This window comes from Mycolicibacterium arseniciresistens, from assembly GCF_030519285.1.
Classification (GTDB): Bacteria; Actinomycetota; Actinomycetes; order Mycobacteriales; family Mycobacteriaceae; genus Mycobacterium; species Mycobacterium arseniciresistens.
In genome coordinates this window covers 15,633-31,321 of the sequence record NZ_JAUMSQ010000039.1, presented here as the reverse complement: position 1 = coordinate 31,321, position 15,689 = coordinate 15,633, and the positions used below count along the sequence as shown (strand labels likewise).

Sequence of the window (15,689 nt, the reverse complement as noted above, 5' to 3'; positions counted from 1 at the left end):
ACTCACCGGTCAGCCCGCCTCGGCGATGGGTGACTGAGGGCCGCTGTCCGTCTTGGCCAGCCGGTTGACCTTGCGGCGCAGCTTCTCCCCCTCGTTCGGCGGGCCGCCGCATTCCACCGCGGCCGACGCCCAGGTGACTCGCGGCTGTGCCTTCACGCGGAGGATCTCCCGCTCGCGCGGGTTCAACCGCCGCCACACCCGGGCGATCCGGGGGTCGCTGAACTCGCGCTCGGCGACGGCGGAGGGGTCTGGCGCGGCCCAGTCGGGCAGCAGCTCGCGCAGAGACGTCGGCGTGGTGTCGCTGTCGGTCAACTTCACCGGCTGTTCCAGAGACAGCAGCGGCTGCTTTTGGAAGCGGAGCTTCGGGTCGGTGCTCAATCGGGTCACGGCGCGGTGCTCGGCCAGCGTCAGTTTCCGAAGCTTCGGCCGCGGATCGAAGTCCAGCGGCACCGCGCCGGTCGGCAGCCACAACGGCACGTTGAGCAGCACCAGGGTTGCCGAGGTCACCAGATCGTGGGAGCTGCGCCGGAACCCTAGCCAGTCGACGACGAATTGCTGGACAGCATCCCGCGCCCCAGGATCGTTGGTGGTCAGCAGGCGCACCACCTTCAGCGCGGCCCGAAGCGCGACCCGCGCCGCGTAGAACCCGCGGTCGGCGGCTGGCCACCAGGACCGCAGCATCTCTGCAATCGACTCGGCCGGGATGTGGAGGTCACGCATCCAGGGGGCGGGGCCCGGCATCAGCGACCGCTGCCGCATGAATTCGTGGACGCTGTGCTGGGTATCGCGCATCAGCTCGGCCATCGACGAGCCGTAGTCCTGCATCCCCAGCAGGTCGGTGAACGCGCCGCGGCCGCCGCCGAGATAGCCGAGCGCGAACCGGCCCGGCCCGCTGGCCTGCCAGTCGGCAGTCAGCGCCTCGATCGCGGCGCGTGCCCCCGTGAGCTGCCCGAGCCGGTGGTCGTACTGCCGCAGCGCCTTGGTGAAGGTCGGCTCATGCCGGGTCAGGGCGTTCATCACGCTGGACTGCACCCCGTAGAGGTGGCCGATCGCGGTGTCGTACTGCTGCATCGCCTTCGCGAAGGTCGATTCGTGGCGGGTCAGTGCGTCGATGGCCGACTGCATCCCGGGCAGCTGCTTGGATTCCGTAGTCGTACTGCTGCAGCCGGTTACCGATGACGGACTGGATGGACGACAACCTGTCGATGGTGGGCTGCAGGCTACGGCCGACGCCGACGCCGACGCCGACGCCGATGTCGCCCTGGCGCTGCTGGAGGTGGTCCAGCGGCGAGGTGCAGCCCGGAGTGGTGGCAGTGATCAGGTCGGTGATGCTGCGGTGCCCGCCCAAGATCTCGGGAGCTAACCCGCCGAGCGGGCTCTTCATCGAGGCGGCGGCCCCGCGGGAGACCGCTTCTATGGCGCTGCGGGCGCTGCTACTCAGGCTGCCCTCGAGCGGGGTGCAGGTGTGCAGGTGCCGGATCGAGTCCTGAAGGACGCTGCTGGCACCGATCGCGTCGGCGACACCGCCGGGAAGGCCCTGTAACGCGTCGGTAGCGATGCTGCGGATGTTGTCGCTCACGGCCTGGGCTATCGGACTGCCCGCCCCGCTGATCACGTCGGCGACTGCGGCGCGGACCGCTGCGGACAGCGCCTCCGCGTCGGGGACAGTCGATCCGTCGTCGTGCTCGGCGTCGGGGTCGTTGACCTCGCTCATGTGTTGTCCCTCCTGCGGTAATGCCCGCACCTGTCGCGGGTCCTATCTGGAAGGGGGCTCAGCAGCCCAAAACGGCAACAGAGTGACGCGCATCACGCTGACGGGTTTCCGTCCAGGTCGCATGCACCTCGCCCTGCAACAAAAAGTCGCGCCGAACTTTATTGTCGCAGCCGACAGCGACGGCACCCGGCGTGTCGGGACGCGTGTTGTGCCGCGTGGACGTCGCCCGGAGTGCAGAGCTCGACGAACTCGGCGCCGTCCTCGTCGAACGCCAAACCGCGCTGCGCACCATGCGTGTGAACGTCGGCCTGACGCTCGACCAGTCGCAGCGTGACGTGACGGCGCACACTACTACTGTATTCGAACGTACGTACTACACTTTGGCGGTAGCCTGCGGCGTGACCGGACGGCACCTCAACACCCGAAGGAGGTTCGATGCCCGCTCCTCTGAATGGTGGTGCGCCGTTCAACCTCGGCCGATTCGCCGGACCACCACCCGTAGTTGTCGCCTCCGAAATACTCGATAGTCCAATGGGGGCTTCCGCTCGCCGCGCCGTCTGGCGCTGCGTCGGCGCCCTTCCGGCTTTGACGGTGGTTGCCGGTCTCTTCGCCGACTTTGACCTCGCGGCTATCGCCGAAACTCGATCCACGATCGAACGTCAGTTCATCAACGGATGCGTCGGCGATCTACAGAAGCCGTTGGCCCGTCAGATGTCGCGAGGGCGCACGGTCTTCACCAACGTGGGCCTAATCACGTGCATCAAGGAGATCGTGCAGTATGCCGCCGAGGACTCCATGGTGGAGTTGACGGCGGGCGACTTGACCCGATGCGTACTGGGAATCAATCAGGACAACGATCGCGTCGACCCTGCCGTGATGGCACGGGCGACCAACCCGTCCGGGGTAGACATAGAAGCCCTTAGGGCAGACGCCGATGAACTCTCACTGGACTTTGTAGCTCAGGGGCTTTTCGATTACACCGACACTCTGGAAACTCTTGCCTGTTCGGTGCAGGAGATCTGGCGTAGTGGATGGGCACCTGGCACCCCGCAAAAGGTCGTCGACGCTCTGGGCGCTAGCCCGGCCGACCTCTTCGCTGAGGTTACCGGCGTGCAGCTCGATGACTTCGTAGCCCTGGCGTGGTTCTTCTGGAACGCTGCCCGAAATGACGGACAGGTTGGATTCGACGCAGGGCTTATCGACGCTACCGGTTTGAGCCCCAACACGATTGAAACGTTCCGGCGGCAATGCACGCTGTCGCTGTCTGAGCTGCGGGATCGTCTTGCCGATGAGCGGATGAGCAATGCGGCCACACCGTGGGCGCGGTACACCTTGCAGGAATTCCCCTTTCTGCGGCTCAACGACGGTTCCGTGCTGATGCTCCGCCTGCAATACGTCATACAACGCCTGTTTGGCGACTTGCTGTATCTCAAAGTCCATGATGCGCTGAAAGTTTCAGACCCTAAGCGAGCTGACAAGTTCAAGAACGCGATGAACGCCATCCACGAAAGCCGGGTCGGCTCTGTTCTGCAGCGCATCGCCGCGCACGAGGCTCGATTCGGTGGCGCTGTAGTCATCACCGAAGAGGAGATGAAGGCGGCCTGGAGCAACCGGCGCGGTGAGCACCCGAAAATCTGCGATTACGCCTTCGTCCAAGGCGACCACGCGATACTGATTGACGCGAACAACCGGAGCCTGCCCAAGAAGTTTGCCGATCGCTCGGCTGCCGGAAGCGACCTTCATGATGAAATCCAGAATATGTTCGCCGCGACCAAGTTCGGACAACTCACCTCGACTGCCAGGCAGTTCCGCTCGCACGGATGGGCCGACACGGACGGCAACGCGTTGATCACGGACCGCACGAAGTTCCTGCCGTTCGTCGTGACCCCCAACGCGGGCATTCCGTCGAACATGTTTACCGAGCGGCTGATCATGGCGAAAGCAATCCCACTCATTGCCGAGTTCAACAGCAAGGTGCTTCCACCGACCATCCTCACCTGGCGCGACTTGCAGATCCTGGAGGGAATCGCCGAGCAGGGCAAGGGAGGTCGGGTCATAGAGCTGCTGATCATGTGGCGCATCTCCAACTACCGGATGCTAACCCAGGGCCGGGGCCTGCCGAGGTCTCTGACCGACTTCATCGACGAGACGTTCACCCTCGGCCATCCCATGCCTGCGCACGATCAGACCGTCGGAACCAAGTTCCTACAGGCGATTCACACCCACGCCCAGCGCCTCTTCAACGATGCCGAAGGGGCGCAATAGCAGGCCCAGATCCGGGCGATCGAAGCGAACGGGTCTTCTCTGCCCGGCATTCTCACGTTTTTCTGGACTATCCGGCGCTGGCATGTCGTAGCGGACGACCCGAGTCAACATCACTCCGCGACGACCTGAGAGCGCCCAGCTCAGAGCACTGCAGGGCTCTCAACTAGTTCCGGATCGGACAGCGCACAGCACTGCCATCATCCTCCAGCCGGCGGCGAATAGACGCGACGGCCGAGATCATCATCGTCCGCTGCGCCGACTTGATGTGGTGGCGCCCCCCGCCACATCAAGTCGCGACGTGAAGCCGCGCCCCGTAGGAAGCGTGCCGCGAATGCCACCATCAAAACCCCTCCAATTTACCCGCACGCTGCCCCGCTTCTCATTGACTGTCATTCGTCACTGTGACGAATAACGGTGCTGCGCAGGGGGTTCCTTGACGGCAACGTCCGAGGTGCCGATCGGTGTTCGGGCCCACCGACCCGCGAATGCCATCCGGTCACCGCGGAGGCCGGCATCCTCTAGCCCCCTTGCCAGCCATCGAGCCGTCGGTCGTCGACGCTCTCACTTGTAGGCTGAATTGCGCGAGTCCGGTAATACAGCACCGCAGCGCTGATGACGACCTCGACTGCCGCGATGGCGGTAGCCAGGGTCATGACCGTGGAATGCTGAACGGCCGCATCTGCGTCGACACCGCCCCCGTGGTGATGCGTCGCCGATACAGGCGTATGGCTGGCGATCATGGCAAGGTTCATCAGCGCAACCAGGACCCAGGCCCGCAGCGTGCCGCGAGCCCAAAGGTCACGCGCGCAGAACAGACACGCGGCGAGCATCACCACAGTCAGTGCGGTCGCCGCGGTGCTCGTCGTGTTCGTAAGCGAGAAGCCATGCAGCACAGCTGAACACGCCGCCAGTGCTGCACACGCTCTCCGCCCGAACACGGTGGCGCGGCCGATCACGTGGCGACGGCCTTCGGATCCTTTCGCAGCAGGTCCTGGGCTGCGGCTGACCGTCGCTTCCATTCCTCGGACGACGACGCGGGGTCACCGTATTCGTCGTGCCAGTTCCACCACTCATAGGGCGGAGTCTGCGGGTAGCCGTCCGGTGAGTCTTCCCAGTTCTCCTGACGCCCGAGGGCGGTGATGTCGAGGTAACTCCACGTGCTGCCCAAGGACTCGTCGCCGCGGTTGTTGATGAAGTAGGTGCGGAACACAGTGTCGCCATCGCGGACGAACGCGTTGGTTCCGTGCCATTGATCGACACCGAAGTCGACGTCGAAGTCGTCGGTGAGCGAATACCACGGCATCCGCCAGCCCATCCTCACCTTCACCCGCTCGATATCGGCCTGCGGTGCGCGCGACACCAGCACGAGCGTGGTGTCGCGAGCGTTCAGGTGGGCGACGTGGCCGATGTTGTCGGCAACCATGGAGCAGCCGCGGCAGGCATGGTCGGGCCATCCGTGCACGCCGGGTTCGAAGAAGGCGCGGTAGACGATCAGCTGACGGCGTCCGTCGAACAGGTCGTGCAGGGTGGCCCGGCCATTGGTCCCGTCGAACTCGTAGTGCTTTTCCACGGGCAGCCATGGCATCCGTCGACGCGAGGCGGCCAGCGCGTCTCGGGCGCGCAGGGCCTCCTTCTCTTTGACGAGCAACTGCTGGTGTGCAGCCTCCCACTCCTGCGCCGACACGATCGGTGGTGTGTTCATCACGGTTTCTGCCTTTCGGTTCTCAAGATTTCGCCTGTCTGTCTGTATTGACGGCGGCCGATGCACGAACTGGGCGCTGGAGACAGGGCCGACTTTCTCCGCGCGGCCTGATCACGGCGTGACTGGCTGTGCTTTGACGAGTGCCGCGAATTGACGCTCGAGCCCTTTGGCCGCACTGCTGCGCCAGCTCTCGGCCATTGACTGCGACATCGGATCGGGGAAGATGTCCTCCTCCCCGATCTGCAGTCCATCCACGATGGCGCGTGCAACGGACTCCGGGGAGGCCTTCGGAATGTCGAGGTCTCGGGACATGTCCGTGTCCACCGGGCCGGCTAGAACGGCGTGGACGCTCACACCCTGACCTGCCAAGAGAGCACGCAGCGATTGCGTCAGGTTGAACACGGCTGCCTTTGAGATCGAGTAGGCCGGTATGACCGGCAGGGCGGCGAGGGCCGTCACCGATCCCACGTTTACGATCGCTCCGCGCGAACGAATCAGCATCGGCAGGAAAGCCCGGGTCACGCCGTACGTGCCGAAGAGATTGACAGCGAGTTGCTGTTCCAGCGCGGCGGGATCGCTCAAGTCGTCGTAAAGCGCCAGGCCGGCGTTGTTGATGAGGATGTCGAGAGATTCGACATCATCGACGGCCCTGCGGATCTGCGCGGCGTTGGTCACGTCCAGAGTCAGGGGTGTGACGCGCCGATCCGGGTGCGTCATGGGCCGACGCGCGGCGGCGTACACCCGTTTCGCGTCTCTCGTCAGGGCCTCCTCGATGAGTGCCCGTCCGATTCCGCGGTTGGCCCCGGTCACCAGAACCGCCTTGTCTGCGATGGTCATGCGTCCTCCTACTGATGGATCTCGAACTGTCGAAGATGTAGGCGCGGCGACTTTGAGAAATTGGGCGCGGATTGTGCGCCCAGTTGGCGGTCCGGCCGGCGTCGATACTCGTGTAGGCCCACAATCAGAGGAAGTGCCGTGATGCGAGGGCGAAGTGGTGACGCGTGGTGACAACCGAGCTGATCACGAGGGCGCGGGCCGGAGACGGCGACGCGTTTCGGACGCTGACCGAGCCGTACCGCCGAGAGTTGCTGGTGCACTGCTACCGGATGCTCGGGTCTTTCCAGGACGCCGAGGACGCCCTGCAGGACACGCTGCTGTCCGCCTGGCAGGGGCTCGAACGGTTCGAGGGGCGCGCCTCGATCCGCACCTGGCTCTACCGAATCGCAACGAACCGGTGTCTTGACGCGCTTCGCTCGGCCAAACGCCGCCCGGCCAAGGAGTGGAACATCCCTGACATCGAACTTCCAGCACCGAGTCGGCTCGGCGAAATCGTCTGGCTAGAACCTTTTCCCGACGCACTCCTCGAAGGCACGGCCGACACCCCGCTGGGTCCGGAGGCTCGCTACGAGCAGACCGAAGCCATTTCCCTTGCCTACGTGACCGCGCTGCAAATCCTGCCCGCCCGCCAGCGGGCGGTGCTCGTCCTGCGCGAGGTACTCGGATACCGCGCCGACGAGGTAGCCGACATGCTGGGCGCAACCGTCGACTCGGTCAACAGCGCGCTCAAACGGGCCCGTGCCACGCTGCAGCGGCGCCTACCGCCGAGCGGCGAGGAGGCGCCACCTCGCGCAATCGACTCCCCCGCCGAGCGGGTGCTGGTGGCAAAGTTCGTCCGCGCGTACGAGTCTGGTGATGTCGACGAGCTGGTCGCTTTGCTCACCGCTGACGTCTCCGTGTCCATGCCACCAATTCCGCTCGAATACCACGGCCGCGACGTCGTGGCACGCTTCTACGCCAGCATCTTCGGCCGTGGGCCGAGATATCACCTGGTGCCGACGCGTGCCAATGGCCAGCTGGCGTTCGGGGTCTACCTCCGCACCCCCACCGGCGGCATCCGCCACGGGGCGGGCCTGCTGGTCCTCACCGTCTCGGGCGACCGGATCTGCGCTTTGACCCGCTTCGACAACGACGTGCTGCCATCGTTCGGGCTACCACGATCGCTTCCCAGCTGAGGTATGGCACATCTCAATCAGCTCGCATTCGTTCGACGACGGCGACGCACAGTCCGGCGGCGATCGCCGCGAGTTCGGCAGGCGTCTCCTTCGGGTCGCTGAGCCACGTCTCGATGAGGTGGTTGGCACCGCCGACCATGAACAGCGCCCCTCGGCGCAACGCGTCCGCACTCGGTGTCTCGGCGCCGAGGACCTCGGGGGCGAGTTCGACGATCAGGGAGGCGATCTGGTCGAGGATTCCCGCACGGTGTTCGGGAAGACCCGGGACGGCGCTGACGTCGCCGGTCGCGATGCGATGGACGCGCGGGTCCGCGGCGATGATCTCCAGAAACGCCGTCAGTGCCGAAGTGAGCTTGTCGGCAAGGGTGCCGGGATCGCCCACCCCGGCCTCGACCAACGCCGCGAGCAGCTCGGCACGCACCTCGTCGACGACCGCGAACACGATCGCGTCCCGGTTCGGGAATTGCTCGTAGAAGTAGCGCGTGGTCAGCCCCGCGGCGCTGCACACCCCGCGCACCGTCACGTCGGCGACGCCGGACGTGCCCCAGATCTGGCGGGCGGCGGCGATCAGCTTCTGACGTCGTTCGGTGCGGCGGTCGTCCGCGCTCACGCCGCCGTAGTCACGCACCACCTCCGCGCGCTTCATTGACACGACCCTACCTGCGATCTAGTTTTGGACAACGGCTGTTATCAGAAGTGCTCGAGGAGCGTTGCGATGAACCATTCCGTGCCCGCCCGCCATCCGTCGACGCCCGGTCCGGTCCCGGCCGCCGTCCGGCTGTTCGCGAACCTGCTGGGCGTCGAGCCTCCATCCGCCGAGCGCTGGCAGAGGCTCGGCGAGCACCTCACCGTCGGCGACGAGCCGATGGACCGCCTGGTCGGCTGGATGTCGGCCACCGGGATGGAGCAGCTGCGGCCACTGTTCGACCGCGCGCTGACGTCGGGCATCGACAGCGTGGCCGACGCGCCAGAAGCTCTGCGCGCGTTCTTCACCGAGGTCGAGACGGCGCCGGCGTGGGTCGACTGGGAGCTGCTGCGCATCGGGCAGCGGGCGATGCGCCGCGGCGGGGCCGACGGCATGTACATCGCGCGTGATGTGTCGCTGCTCGGCGGTTACCAGTTCTCCGGCTTCAACAAGACGCTGCTCCGGACGGGCGCGCTGGAGAAGGGGTCGAACAGGCGATTCGCCGAGACCATGCAGTGGGCGATGGACACCTTCGTCGAGGGCGGTCTGGCGCCGCAAGGGGTCGGCTACCGGTCGACGCTGCGGGTACGGCTGATCCATGCGTTCGTACGCCGTCACGTCGCGGCGATGCCGGACTGGCGGGGCGACGAATGGGGCCTGCCGGTCAACCAGACGGACATGGCCGCGACGCTGGTCGGCGCGCTGATCGCGCCGTCGGCGGGCGGACTGGCGATGGGACTTGTGTTGTCGCCCAGAGAATATGACGCCATTGCGCACCTGACCCGGTACGTCGGGTGGCTGCTCGGAGTGGACGACGCCTGGTTGCCGCGCGACTTCCGCGACGGCATCCGGGTGCTGTACCACACCGTGGCGGCGCTGTCGGAGCCCGACGAGTCGACGAAGCAGTTGGCGATGCCGATGGCCGAGGACCCGCTGCAATGGAACTATCCCCTGCTGGCGTCGCTGCGCCGTCGGCTGGCGCGCGCCCAGCACCTGTCGGTGACCAGCGCTTACCTGGGCCCACGGGCGATGCGGTCCCTCGGCCTGCCTGCGTATGTGCCGCCCTGGTATCCGGCCATGAGGTTGCCGGTCAACCTCACGCGAAGCGTGGCGGCGCTGACCCGACGTGGCGGGCTCGACCGGGCGGCGCAGCGCGGCTACCGGGAACAGAAGGCGTTGCTGCGCATCATGATCGGTGACGACGAGGCGACTATCGGCGAGTCGGCCACACATGTGAGCCGGGTGGCCTGACCGGAGCAATGCCCCCGTTGGGGACGGCGACGATGATCGGCCGATACCCTACGCACGCAACGCGCCATCGATCTCGCTGCGCGGCAGCGCGATCCACGGCCCTGCCGGATCGATCACCAAGCCGCCGTATCCATCTGACCGCATCTTGCGCAACACCGCTGAAACCGACATCGCGGCTACCGCATCGGAGGGGCTGTAGGCGACCACCTCCGGCGCACTGGTGAAACCCAACAGCGCCGAAGACCCATCGGCAATGGTCGTTGACCGGACACCGATCTTGCCCGGCACACTCCGATCATCAGCGGCCAGCAGCAGCGGCCCATCCTCACGCAGCACGTCCACCACGCTGCGGCGCTCTGCCTGTCGGGCGGCGAACCTCACGAGGGCGTCCTTCAACGGGCCATTGCGCGGATTGCGCAGCGCGAAGTCGACCTCACCCGCGGCCAACGCACACGTCGGACCCGCTGGGTCGAGGTACACCCACCCATCCCCCTGCTGTCGCGCAAGCTCCAAGGCGCCAACTGCCGGGGTGACCATCGACTGCGTCCGAGTGCCTGGCGGATGCAGTCGCGCGATCTGCTCATTGCTGGTGAACGCGAACAGGGCGCGGCGCCCGTCAGGGCCCGCACCGCCACGGATCTGAAGGCGGGACCCCGCGGTGAACATGGCATCGGCCGGCGCGTCGGAGCCGGTGATATCAAGTAGCAATTCGCCGGACATGCACTGGCGCAACACCTCCAACGCACGCCGCGGCCCCGGCTCGGCGGCGAACGCTGCCACCGCGTGCCGCACGGCGCGATTGTCGACCAACCTCATCGCACAAGTATCCGCCACCGCGCAGTGTGACCTCAGCACAGATTCCGTCTACACGACGTCACCTATGCGGGCTTGCCGCAGATCTCCTCAGCCGCCATCGGGTCGATGACGCTCATCATCAGGTCCTCGTGCTGCGGGCAGACGTGGTGAACAGCGGTCAGCAACACCAACGCCCCGTCCATCTCGTCGAGGCGTCCGTCGACCAGGTCGGCCATCCCGCCGAACACCCCGTCTTCGGTGGGATCGGCGTTGATGGCGCTGCACAGCTGCTCTGCCGACGACTCGATGACCGGCATGGGTGTCGCCGGGTTGGCGTGCGCCACTGCCGAGCCGGCAAGAATGACCACGGCGCCGACGGCTGCGGTGCAGACGATCGAAATCTGGTTCATGGCGCTTCCCTTCCTCGCTTCCGGGTGGTGTCACCCAGGAATCGATCGTCTCGCCGATTCGTATCGCGGCTGCGAGTAGTACGGCACTCGATTTAGGCGGCTCGCAGGCCGTCGACTACTCACGACAACCGCTCAGCCCCGCAGGTCCGCCAGCGATTTCCTGATGCCGCCGTCGAGCACGATCTGCACCGCGGCGACCCCGATCATCACCGTGGCGGTCACCACGTGAATCACCGCGTCGGTCACGTTGTTCGGGAATGTGAAGACGTAGGCGACCTGCTGGGAGAAGAACGCCCAAATCCCCGGCAGCCCAGCGGCCACCGCGCCGACGAGCAGGTACAGCACCGACCAAGACTTGCGCATCGCGAACACCAGCCCGGGCCCGAACAGCGCGACGCCGGCGAGCGCGTGCCAGCCGTTGTAGTCCATCCCGAGGATCTGAACGGTCGGCGCGCCCGGTCCGGTCGCGAAGCTGGGTTCGGCGATGAAGCCGATGACCGCCTGGATCAGGTGCAGCACACAGATGATCAGCAATCCGACTTGAGCGAAACTCCACCGCATGGCGCGCCTCCCCTGCCCTCTGAATCGGATACTACGCGCTGTAGTAGTCGCTGCCAATGCCCTGACCGGAAGCACTTGGAGAGGTCAGTTCGGGGAAACGATCCCGTGGTCGTAGGCATAGACGATCGCCGCCGCCCGGTCGCGCAGACCGAGCTTGAAGAAGATACGGCCGATGTGACTCTTGACCGTCACACCGGAGATGAACAGCTCGTCGGCGATCTCACCGTTCGACCGTCCCCGGGCGATCAACGTCAACACATCGAGTTCGCGGGACGTCAGGTCGGTGGCGACCGGTTCGTGAGGCGACTGCGCCGCACCGCGATACACGTTCAGCACCCGTGAGGTCACCGCCGGATCGAGATAGCTGTCACCCCGGGCAACGGCGCGCACGGCGTGGATCAGCTCCTCGGCCGACGAGTCCTTCAACACGAATCCCGCTGCGCCGGCGCGTAACACACCGGAGAGCAGGTCGTCGTCGTTGAACGTCGTGAGGGCGAGCACCGGTGGCCCACCGCCGCTGGTGAGCAGTCGGGTGGCCTCGATGCCGTCGACCCGCTTCATCCGCAGATCCATCACCACGACGTCGGGCCGGTGCTGCTCGACCGCATCGAGGACCTCGTCGCCGTCCGAGCATTCGGCCACGACCACGATGCCGTCCTTGCGACGAAGGATGCGCCGCAACCCCGAACGCACCAATTCCTGGTCGTCCACCAGCAGTGCGGTGATCTCCGCCGTCTCGTGGCTCACAGTGGGCAATGCCTCGGCGGCCGGCCGGCGTTCCCGTCGGCCAGCGGGATGTCGGCCCGCACCGACCAGGCGCCTCCGGACGGTCCGGCGTCGATACGCCCGCCCAGCAGTTCGACGCGCTGGCGCATCCCCTGCATGCCGCGGCCCTCCCCCGGGCACGCGGCGCCGACCGTGACCGGGATGTCGTTGGTGACGGCCAGCAGTGCGTGGTGGGCGGTGATGGTGAGCGCGACATGACACCGGGCGTCCGCGGCGTGTTTGGCGACGTTCGCCAGCGACTCCTGGGTGATCCGGTACAGCGCCAGGCCGACGGCGGCGGTCACCCGGTCCAGCGGGCCGTCGACGACGAGATCCACCTGCACGCCGGCGCGGGCGAAATCGTCGACCAGGCCGCAGATGTCGGCGACACCGGGTTCGGGCGCCGTCTTCACCGTGGCGGTGTCCAGCAGCCCGACGGTGCGGCGGATGTCGGCCATCGCCTGGCGACCGAGCTGCTCGGCCTGCTCGAGCGCCTCGACGGCATCGTCGACGTCACGGTCCTCCTGCAGTCCGCGGCGGGCGCCGGTGACGTGCAGCAGGGTGATGGACAGCGAATGGGCGATCACGTCGTGCACCTCGCGGGCGATGCGGCGGCGTTCCTCACCGGCGGCCATCTCGGCGAGCCGGGCCTGTGCCTGCTGCTGCTGGATCAGCAGCTGGCTCTGACCGTTCATCAGATACCCCACCAGCCAACCAATCCCGACGAAACTCAGGTACAGCGGCAGCGAGTCGACGCGACCGAACGCGGACGCCACCAGCAGCAGAACCGCCGCTGCCGAGGCCGCCAGGAATCCGCCCGTCATCGCCGTCAATGCGCCCACCACGCCGACCATCAGGCCCAGCAGCAGCGGCGCGAAGTCGTCGGCGACCGGACCCGAAGTTGCGAACAGAAAGATTCCGGTGGCCGCCGTCCATGCGACGCACAGCGCGAATCCCTCGTACTTGGGGCCGATCGTGAAGAAGAACAACCACGGCGTGAGCGACACGACAAGCGCGACGACGGCGATCGGCAGATCGGACAGCGGGCGCTGCAGCGCCGCGACGAGGCCGACGCCCAGCATCGTGGCGTCGACGGCCATCACGAACCGCCACGTGTAGCCGAGCGGAATCATCTCGGCCCCGCGGCGGAGGCATCTCCGCAGGTAGTAGCGCTGTGCCTGACGCGGCATCGTGCCATCGTAGAAGAGTCGGTCGCCCGCGTACATCATCCCGTGGTCGGCATCTGTCGTCCTACCACGGTCGCAGAGGCGATCGACCCGCAGCACGACGCGTACGCCCGTACCAGTTCGTAGCGTCGAGACATGACATGGTCACAGTTGCACGAACGCATGGCCTTCATGGCTGATCTCATCGAACAGGCCACCGTCGACCCGCAAGGGGCACTCGACCTCGACGACGACCGTGCCACCGAGGTGACGCGCCTCTTCGGCGACGAGGAGGGGCTGCTGCTGTCGCTTCGGCACCGCTGGATGACGATGCTGGCGGCCCGGCTCGACCAGGCGGTGCACGACGACTTCCCCGCCGAGCAGGCCCACGCCGAACTGACGGCGAGCCACCCCGGGTTGCGCGCGCTGCTCGACGCCGCGGCCCGGCGCTCGGTCCGGATGCGCGGCCTGCAACGCGGCGAGCAGCGGATCATCGACATCCACTCGAGCCCGGACACGAGCCGCCGAACAGTCGCCTGACCTCCACATCGGCTCGTCAAAGCGTCACTGTGACAATTCATCCCGGTTCCGCTCGCGCCGGAATGTGTGCACAATAGGTCGTCTGAAACCCCCGGACGACAGGAGCGATCTTGGCCGCTGTGTTGGCGCCCCCGTCAGGTCAGTACCGGACTCGGGGACGACACAGGAAGCCACCCTCGCATCGGCAGCAGTTCGTCAGACGCTGCGTGGCCGGCGGCGGGGTCACCGCTCTGCTGGCCGGCGCACTCGTGCTGGCCGGCCTCGTGATCACATGGCCGATGAAGGCGGCGGGGCCGATGATTGGGCCCCGGCCGGCACCGTCGGCGACGGCGGCGCCGCCGCCCCGCCCCTCGCCCGATCCGCCGTCACGCACGGCGACCGCGTCGGACATCCGCGGGTTCACCGAGAGCGGGCCGCGCTGTGACCCAGCCCAGACCGCGCTGGCGATCGGCCGCACTCCACGGTCGCTGGTGGTGATCTGCACCGCCGCCGCAGGACGACTCGAGTACCTCGGCGTCCGGTTGAGCGACTCTGCGATGCTCCGAACCACTGCCGAGCGCACCGCCGCGCGGGGATTCGTCGCGCGCAACGACGATGTGCGCTACGCCGTCTCACCCACCGAGCTGCTGATCACCGCGGGCAGCACCGTCATCAAGCGCGAACCGATGGTCGAATTCGTGCGCGCCGGCGCCACCGATGCCCCGGCACCGCGGTGAAGCGCCGAGTGACTACGGTGTGACGGTGCGGACTCTCCTGCTGATCGGCGTGCTCCTGTGCGGGATCGTCGCGGCGCCGTGGACCGCATACGCAGATCCGGACACGGACGGCTCGGTCCCCTTCGTCGACACCCCGCAGATCGTCGACAGCCATCCGTTGCAGGTGGAGTCGTGGACCGTGCAGGACGGCGGCCGCACCCTGCGTCTCCGTTTCACCGCGGGCACCCCTGAGTGCTTCGGCGTGCACGCCACGGTGCTGGAGACCCCCGACACCGTCGAAGTGCGGTTGCGCAGCGGCGCCCGGCCCGAGTCCGTCGCCCGTGCCTGCATCATGATCGCGGTGTCGGGCACCCTCGACGTACCGCTGACCCAGCCGCTGGCGCACCGCGCGGTGCTCACCCCGTACTGAGCCCCCAGTTCACGGACGGAGGCCACGCACCACCCAGACGCCGCGCCGGCCCTGCCCGTGCTCCGTGACGCCGACATCGGTGAATCCCGCAGCCCGGCACAGCGAGGCGAAGGCCTCCGCCTGATCGCCGGTCCAGCCGTGTGAGGCCAACCCCGTGGCGTCGGCGGAGGTTCGGCGCTCGACGGCCAGCAACCGCCCCCCGGGCTGCAGGACGCGGTGGGCTTCGGCGAGCCCGGCGTCGACGTCCTTCCAGTGGTGCACCGTCGCCAACGACCACAGCACCGTCGCCGACGCATCCGGCAGCGGGACCTGCTCGGCGCTCCCCTGCGCCCAGCCGACCGTCCCACCGCCGCGGGTGACGAGCCGGGCCACCCGCAGCATCACCGGCGCCGGGTCGACACCTGTCGCGCCGGCTCCCCGGCGTGCGGCGGCGCGCACCGCCACTCCTGCACCACAACCGATGTCGACGACGCGATCGGCGTTCGACACCTCGGCGAGCTCGACCGCGAGGCGGGCGTTGGGGCGCCCGATCAGCAGCAGGGCGATGGCGAACAGCAGCCCGCCGGGGCCGGCAAAGCCCGGATGGTCCGCGTGATGGTTGACGACGGTGGTTCCGGCCATCCCTGACTCCTTCGGCCACATCGGCGGTGATCTCGAAAAGACCTTGCCGGTTCAAGCCGGGTTGAAGTCAAATGCGG

General features: G+C 67.0%; 17 protein-coding genes. 6 read left to right on the top strand and 11 right to left on the bottom strand.

Going from position 1 to position 15,689, the window contains the following annotated elements; genetic code table 11:
- Positions 1 to 9 precede the first annotated feature (9 nt).
- A complete protein-coding gene (locus Q2100_RS08385; RefSeq protein WP_302913641.1) occupies positions 10 to 1,125 on the bottom strand; it encodes a sigma-70 family RNA polymerase sigma factor in 1,116 nt (371 codons plus the stop codon).
- Positions 1,126 to 2,149: 1,024 nt separating this feature from the next.
- On the opposite strand from Q2100_RS08385, the gene Q2100_RS08380 reads away from it, so the two are divergent.
- Entirely contained in the window at positions 2,150 to 3,979 is a 1,830-nt protein-coding gene (locus tag Q2100_RS08380; RefSeq protein ID WP_302913640.1) for a hypothetical protein, read from the top strand.
- Positions 3,980 to 4,497: 518 nt separating this feature from the next.
- On the opposite strand, the gene Q2100_RS08375 is transcribed toward Q2100_RS08380, so the two are convergent.
- The 3 genes from Q2100_RS08375 to Q2100_RS08365 all read right to left on the bottom strand — a co-directional run bounded on the left by Q2100_RS08375 (position 4,498) and on the right by Q2100_RS08365 (position 6,518).
- On the bottom strand, positions 4,498 to 4,935 hold the full coding sequence (locus tag Q2100_RS08375; protein WP_302913639.1) for a hypothetical protein: 438 nt from the start codon (positions 4,933 to 4,935) through the stop codon (positions 4,498 to 4,500).
- Entirely contained in the window at positions 4,932 to 5,681 is a 750-nt protein-coding gene (locus Q2100_RS08370) for a DUF899 domain-containing protein (protein WP_302913638.1), read from the bottom strand. Before Q2100_RS08370 ends, Q2100_RS08375 begins: the two co-directional genes overlap by 4 nt.
- Positions 5,682 to 5,792: 111 nt before the next feature.
- On the bottom strand, positions 5,793 to 6,518 hold the full coding sequence (locus Q2100_RS08365; protein ID WP_302913637.1) for an SDR family NAD(P)-dependent oxidoreductase: 726 nt from the start codon (positions 6,516 to 6,518) through the stop codon (positions 5,793 to 5,795).
- 164 nt (positions 6,519 to 6,682) lie between these two features.
- Here Q2100_RS08365 and Q2100_RS08360 point away from each other — a divergent pair, with 164 nt between their 5' ends.
- Positions 6,683 to 7,693: a sigma-70 family RNA polymerase sigma factor gene (locus Q2100_RS08360; RefSeq protein WP_302913636.1), complete on the top strand. Its 1,011-nt coding sequence runs from the start codon at positions 6,683 to 6,685 to the stop codon at positions 7,691 to 7,693.
- A 13-nt stretch (positions 7,694 to 7,706) separates the two neighbouring features.
- Here the strand turns inward: Q2100_RS08360 and Q2100_RS08355 are convergent, their stop codons facing one another.
- Positions 7,707 to 8,339 carry a TetR/AcrR family transcriptional regulator gene (locus Q2100_RS08355; protein WP_302913635.1) on the bottom strand — a complete coding sequence of 211 codons (633 nt, stop codon included), beginning with the start codon at positions 8,337 to 8,339 and terminating at the stop codon, positions 7,707 to 7,709.
- A 69-nt stretch (positions 8,340 to 8,408) separates the two neighbouring features.
- Between Q2100_RS08355 and Q2100_RS08350 the strand changes: the two genes are divergently transcribed.
- Positions 8,409 to 9,629 carry an oxygenase MpaB family protein gene (locus tag Q2100_RS08350; RefSeq protein ID WP_302913634.1) on the top strand — a complete coding sequence of 407 codons (1,221 nt, stop codon included), beginning with the start codon at positions 8,409 to 8,411 and terminating at the stop codon, positions 9,627 to 9,629.
- 48 nt (positions 9,630 to 9,677) lie between these two features.
- On the opposite strand, the gene Q2100_RS08345 is transcribed toward Q2100_RS08350, so the two are convergent.
- The 5 genes from Q2100_RS08345 to Q2100_RS08325 all read right to left on the bottom strand — a co-directional run bounded on the left by Q2100_RS08345 (position 9,678) and on the right by Q2100_RS08325 (position 13,350).
- The gene (locus Q2100_RS08345; RefSeq protein ID WP_302913633.1) at positions 9,678 to 10,445 is read right to left on the bottom strand and encodes an SseB family protein; all 768 of its coding nucleotides are present in this window, start codon (positions 10,443 to 10,445) and stop codon (positions 9,678 to 9,680) included.
- A 62-nt stretch (positions 10,446 to 10,507) separates the two neighbouring features.
- Complete coding sequence (locus tag Q2100_RS08340) at positions 10,508 to 10,834, bottom strand: hypothetical protein (RefSeq protein ID WP_302913632.1); 327 nt, start codon at positions 10,832 to 10,834, stop codon at positions 10,508 to 10,510.
- A gap of 132 nt (positions 10,835 to 10,966) precedes the next feature.
- Positions 10,967 to 11,395, bottom strand: coding sequence for a DUF4383 domain-containing protein (locus Q2100_RS08335; RefSeq protein ID WP_264014385.1), 429 nt, complete (start codon positions 11,393 to 11,395; stop codon positions 10,967 to 10,969).
- 84 nt (positions 11,396 to 11,479) lie between these two features.
- Complete coding sequence (locus tag Q2100_RS08330) at positions 11,480 to 12,142, bottom strand: response regulator transcription factor (RefSeq protein WP_264014386.1); 663 nt, start codon at positions 12,140 to 12,142, stop codon at positions 11,480 to 11,482.
- Positions 12,139 to 13,350 (bottom strand): sensor histidine kinase, encoded by a 1,212-nt coding sequence (locus Q2100_RS08325; RefSeq protein WP_302913631.1) that lies wholly within the window; start codon positions 13,348 to 13,350, stop codon positions 12,139 to 12,141. The genes Q2100_RS08330 and Q2100_RS08325 overlap by 4 nt, the downstream gene beginning before the upstream one ends.
- Before the next feature lie 132 nt (positions 13,351 to 13,482).
- Between Q2100_RS08325 and Q2100_RS08320 the strand changes: the two genes are divergently transcribed.
- The 3 genes from Q2100_RS08320 to Q2100_RS08310 all read left to right on the top strand — a co-directional run bounded on the left by Q2100_RS08320 (position 13,483) and on the right by Q2100_RS08310 (position 14,991).
- Positions 13,483 to 13,866, top strand: a complete 384-nt coding sequence (locus Q2100_RS08320) for a hypothetical protein (protein ID WP_302913630.1) — start codon at positions 13,483 to 13,485, stop codon at positions 13,864 to 13,866.
- A gap of 206 nt (positions 13,867 to 14,072) precedes the next feature.
- Complete coding sequence (locus tag Q2100_RS08315; RefSeq protein ID WP_302913629.1) at positions 14,073 to 14,582, top strand: hypothetical protein; 510 nt, start codon at positions 14,073 to 14,075, stop codon at positions 14,580 to 14,582.
- A gap of 25 nt (positions 14,583 to 14,607) precedes the next feature.
- On the top strand, positions 14,608 to 14,991 hold the full coding sequence (locus tag Q2100_RS08310; protein ID WP_302913628.1) for a hypothetical protein: 384 nt from the start codon (positions 14,608 to 14,610) through the stop codon (positions 14,989 to 14,991).
- 9 nt (positions 14,992 to 15,000) lie between these two features.
- Here the strand turns inward: Q2100_RS08310 and Q2100_RS08305 are convergent, their stop codons facing one another.
- Positions 15,001 to 15,612 carry a class I SAM-dependent methyltransferase gene (locus Q2100_RS08305; protein WP_302913627.1) on the bottom strand — a complete coding sequence of 204 codons (612 nt, stop codon included), beginning with the start codon at positions 15,610 to 15,612 and terminating at the stop codon, positions 15,001 to 15,003.
- Positions 15,613 to 15,689: the final 77 nt, after the last annotated feature.

What these genes read in the sequence shown, in the direction of transcription:
- Q2100_RS08350 (WP_302913634.1), top strand. Translation starts at nt 8,409, where the DNA reads ATGAACCATTCCGTGCCCGCCCGCCATCCGTCGACGCCCGGTCCGGTC.
- Q2100_RS08380 (WP_302913640.1), top strand. Translation starts at nt 2,150, where the DNA reads ATGCCCGCTCCTCTGAATGGTGGTGCGCCGTTCAACCTCGGCCGATTC.
- Q2100_RS08320 (WP_302913630.1), top strand. Translation starts at nt 13,483, where the DNA reads ATGACATGGTCACAGTTGCACGAACGCATGGCCTTCATGGCTGATCTC.
- Q2100_RS08305 (WP_302913627.1), bottom strand. Translation starts at nt 15,612, where the DNA reads ATGGCCGGAACCACCGTCGTCAACCATCACGCGGACCATCCGGGCTTT.
- Q2100_RS08370 (WP_302913638.1), bottom strand. Translation starts at nt 5,681, where the DNA reads ATGAACACACCACCGATCGTGTCGGCGCAGGAGTGGGAGGCTGCACAC.
- Q2100_RS08355 (WP_302913635.1), bottom strand. Translation starts at nt 8,339, where the DNA reads ATGAAGCGCGCGGAGGTGGTGCGTGACTACGGCGGCGTGAGCGCGGAC.
- Q2100_RS08385 (WP_302913641.1), bottom strand. Translation starts at nt 1,125, where the DNA reads ATGCAGTCGGCCATCGACGCACTGACCCGCCACGAATCGACCTTCGCG.
- Q2100_RS08345 (WP_302913633.1), bottom strand. Translation starts at nt 10,445, where the DNA reads ATGAGGTTGGTCGACAATCGCGCCGTGCGGCACGCGGTGGCAGCGTTC.
- Q2100_RS08365 (WP_302913637.1), bottom strand. Translation starts at nt 6,518, where the DNA reads ATGACCATCGCAGACAAGGCGGTTCTGGTGACCGGGGCCAACCGCGGA.
- Q2100_RS08325 (WP_302913631.1), bottom strand. Translation starts at nt 13,350, where the DNA reads ATGCCGCGTCAGGCACAGCGCTACTACCTGCGGAGATGCCTCCGCCGC.
- Q2100_RS08335 (WP_264014385.1), bottom strand. Translation starts at nt 11,395, where the DNA reads ATGCGGTGGAGTTTCGCTCAAGTCGGATTGCTGATCATCTGTGTGCTG.
- Q2100_RS08340 (WP_302913632.1), bottom strand. Translation starts at nt 10,834, where the DNA reads ATGAACCAGATTTCGATCGTCTGCACCGCAGCCGTCGGCGCCGTGGTC.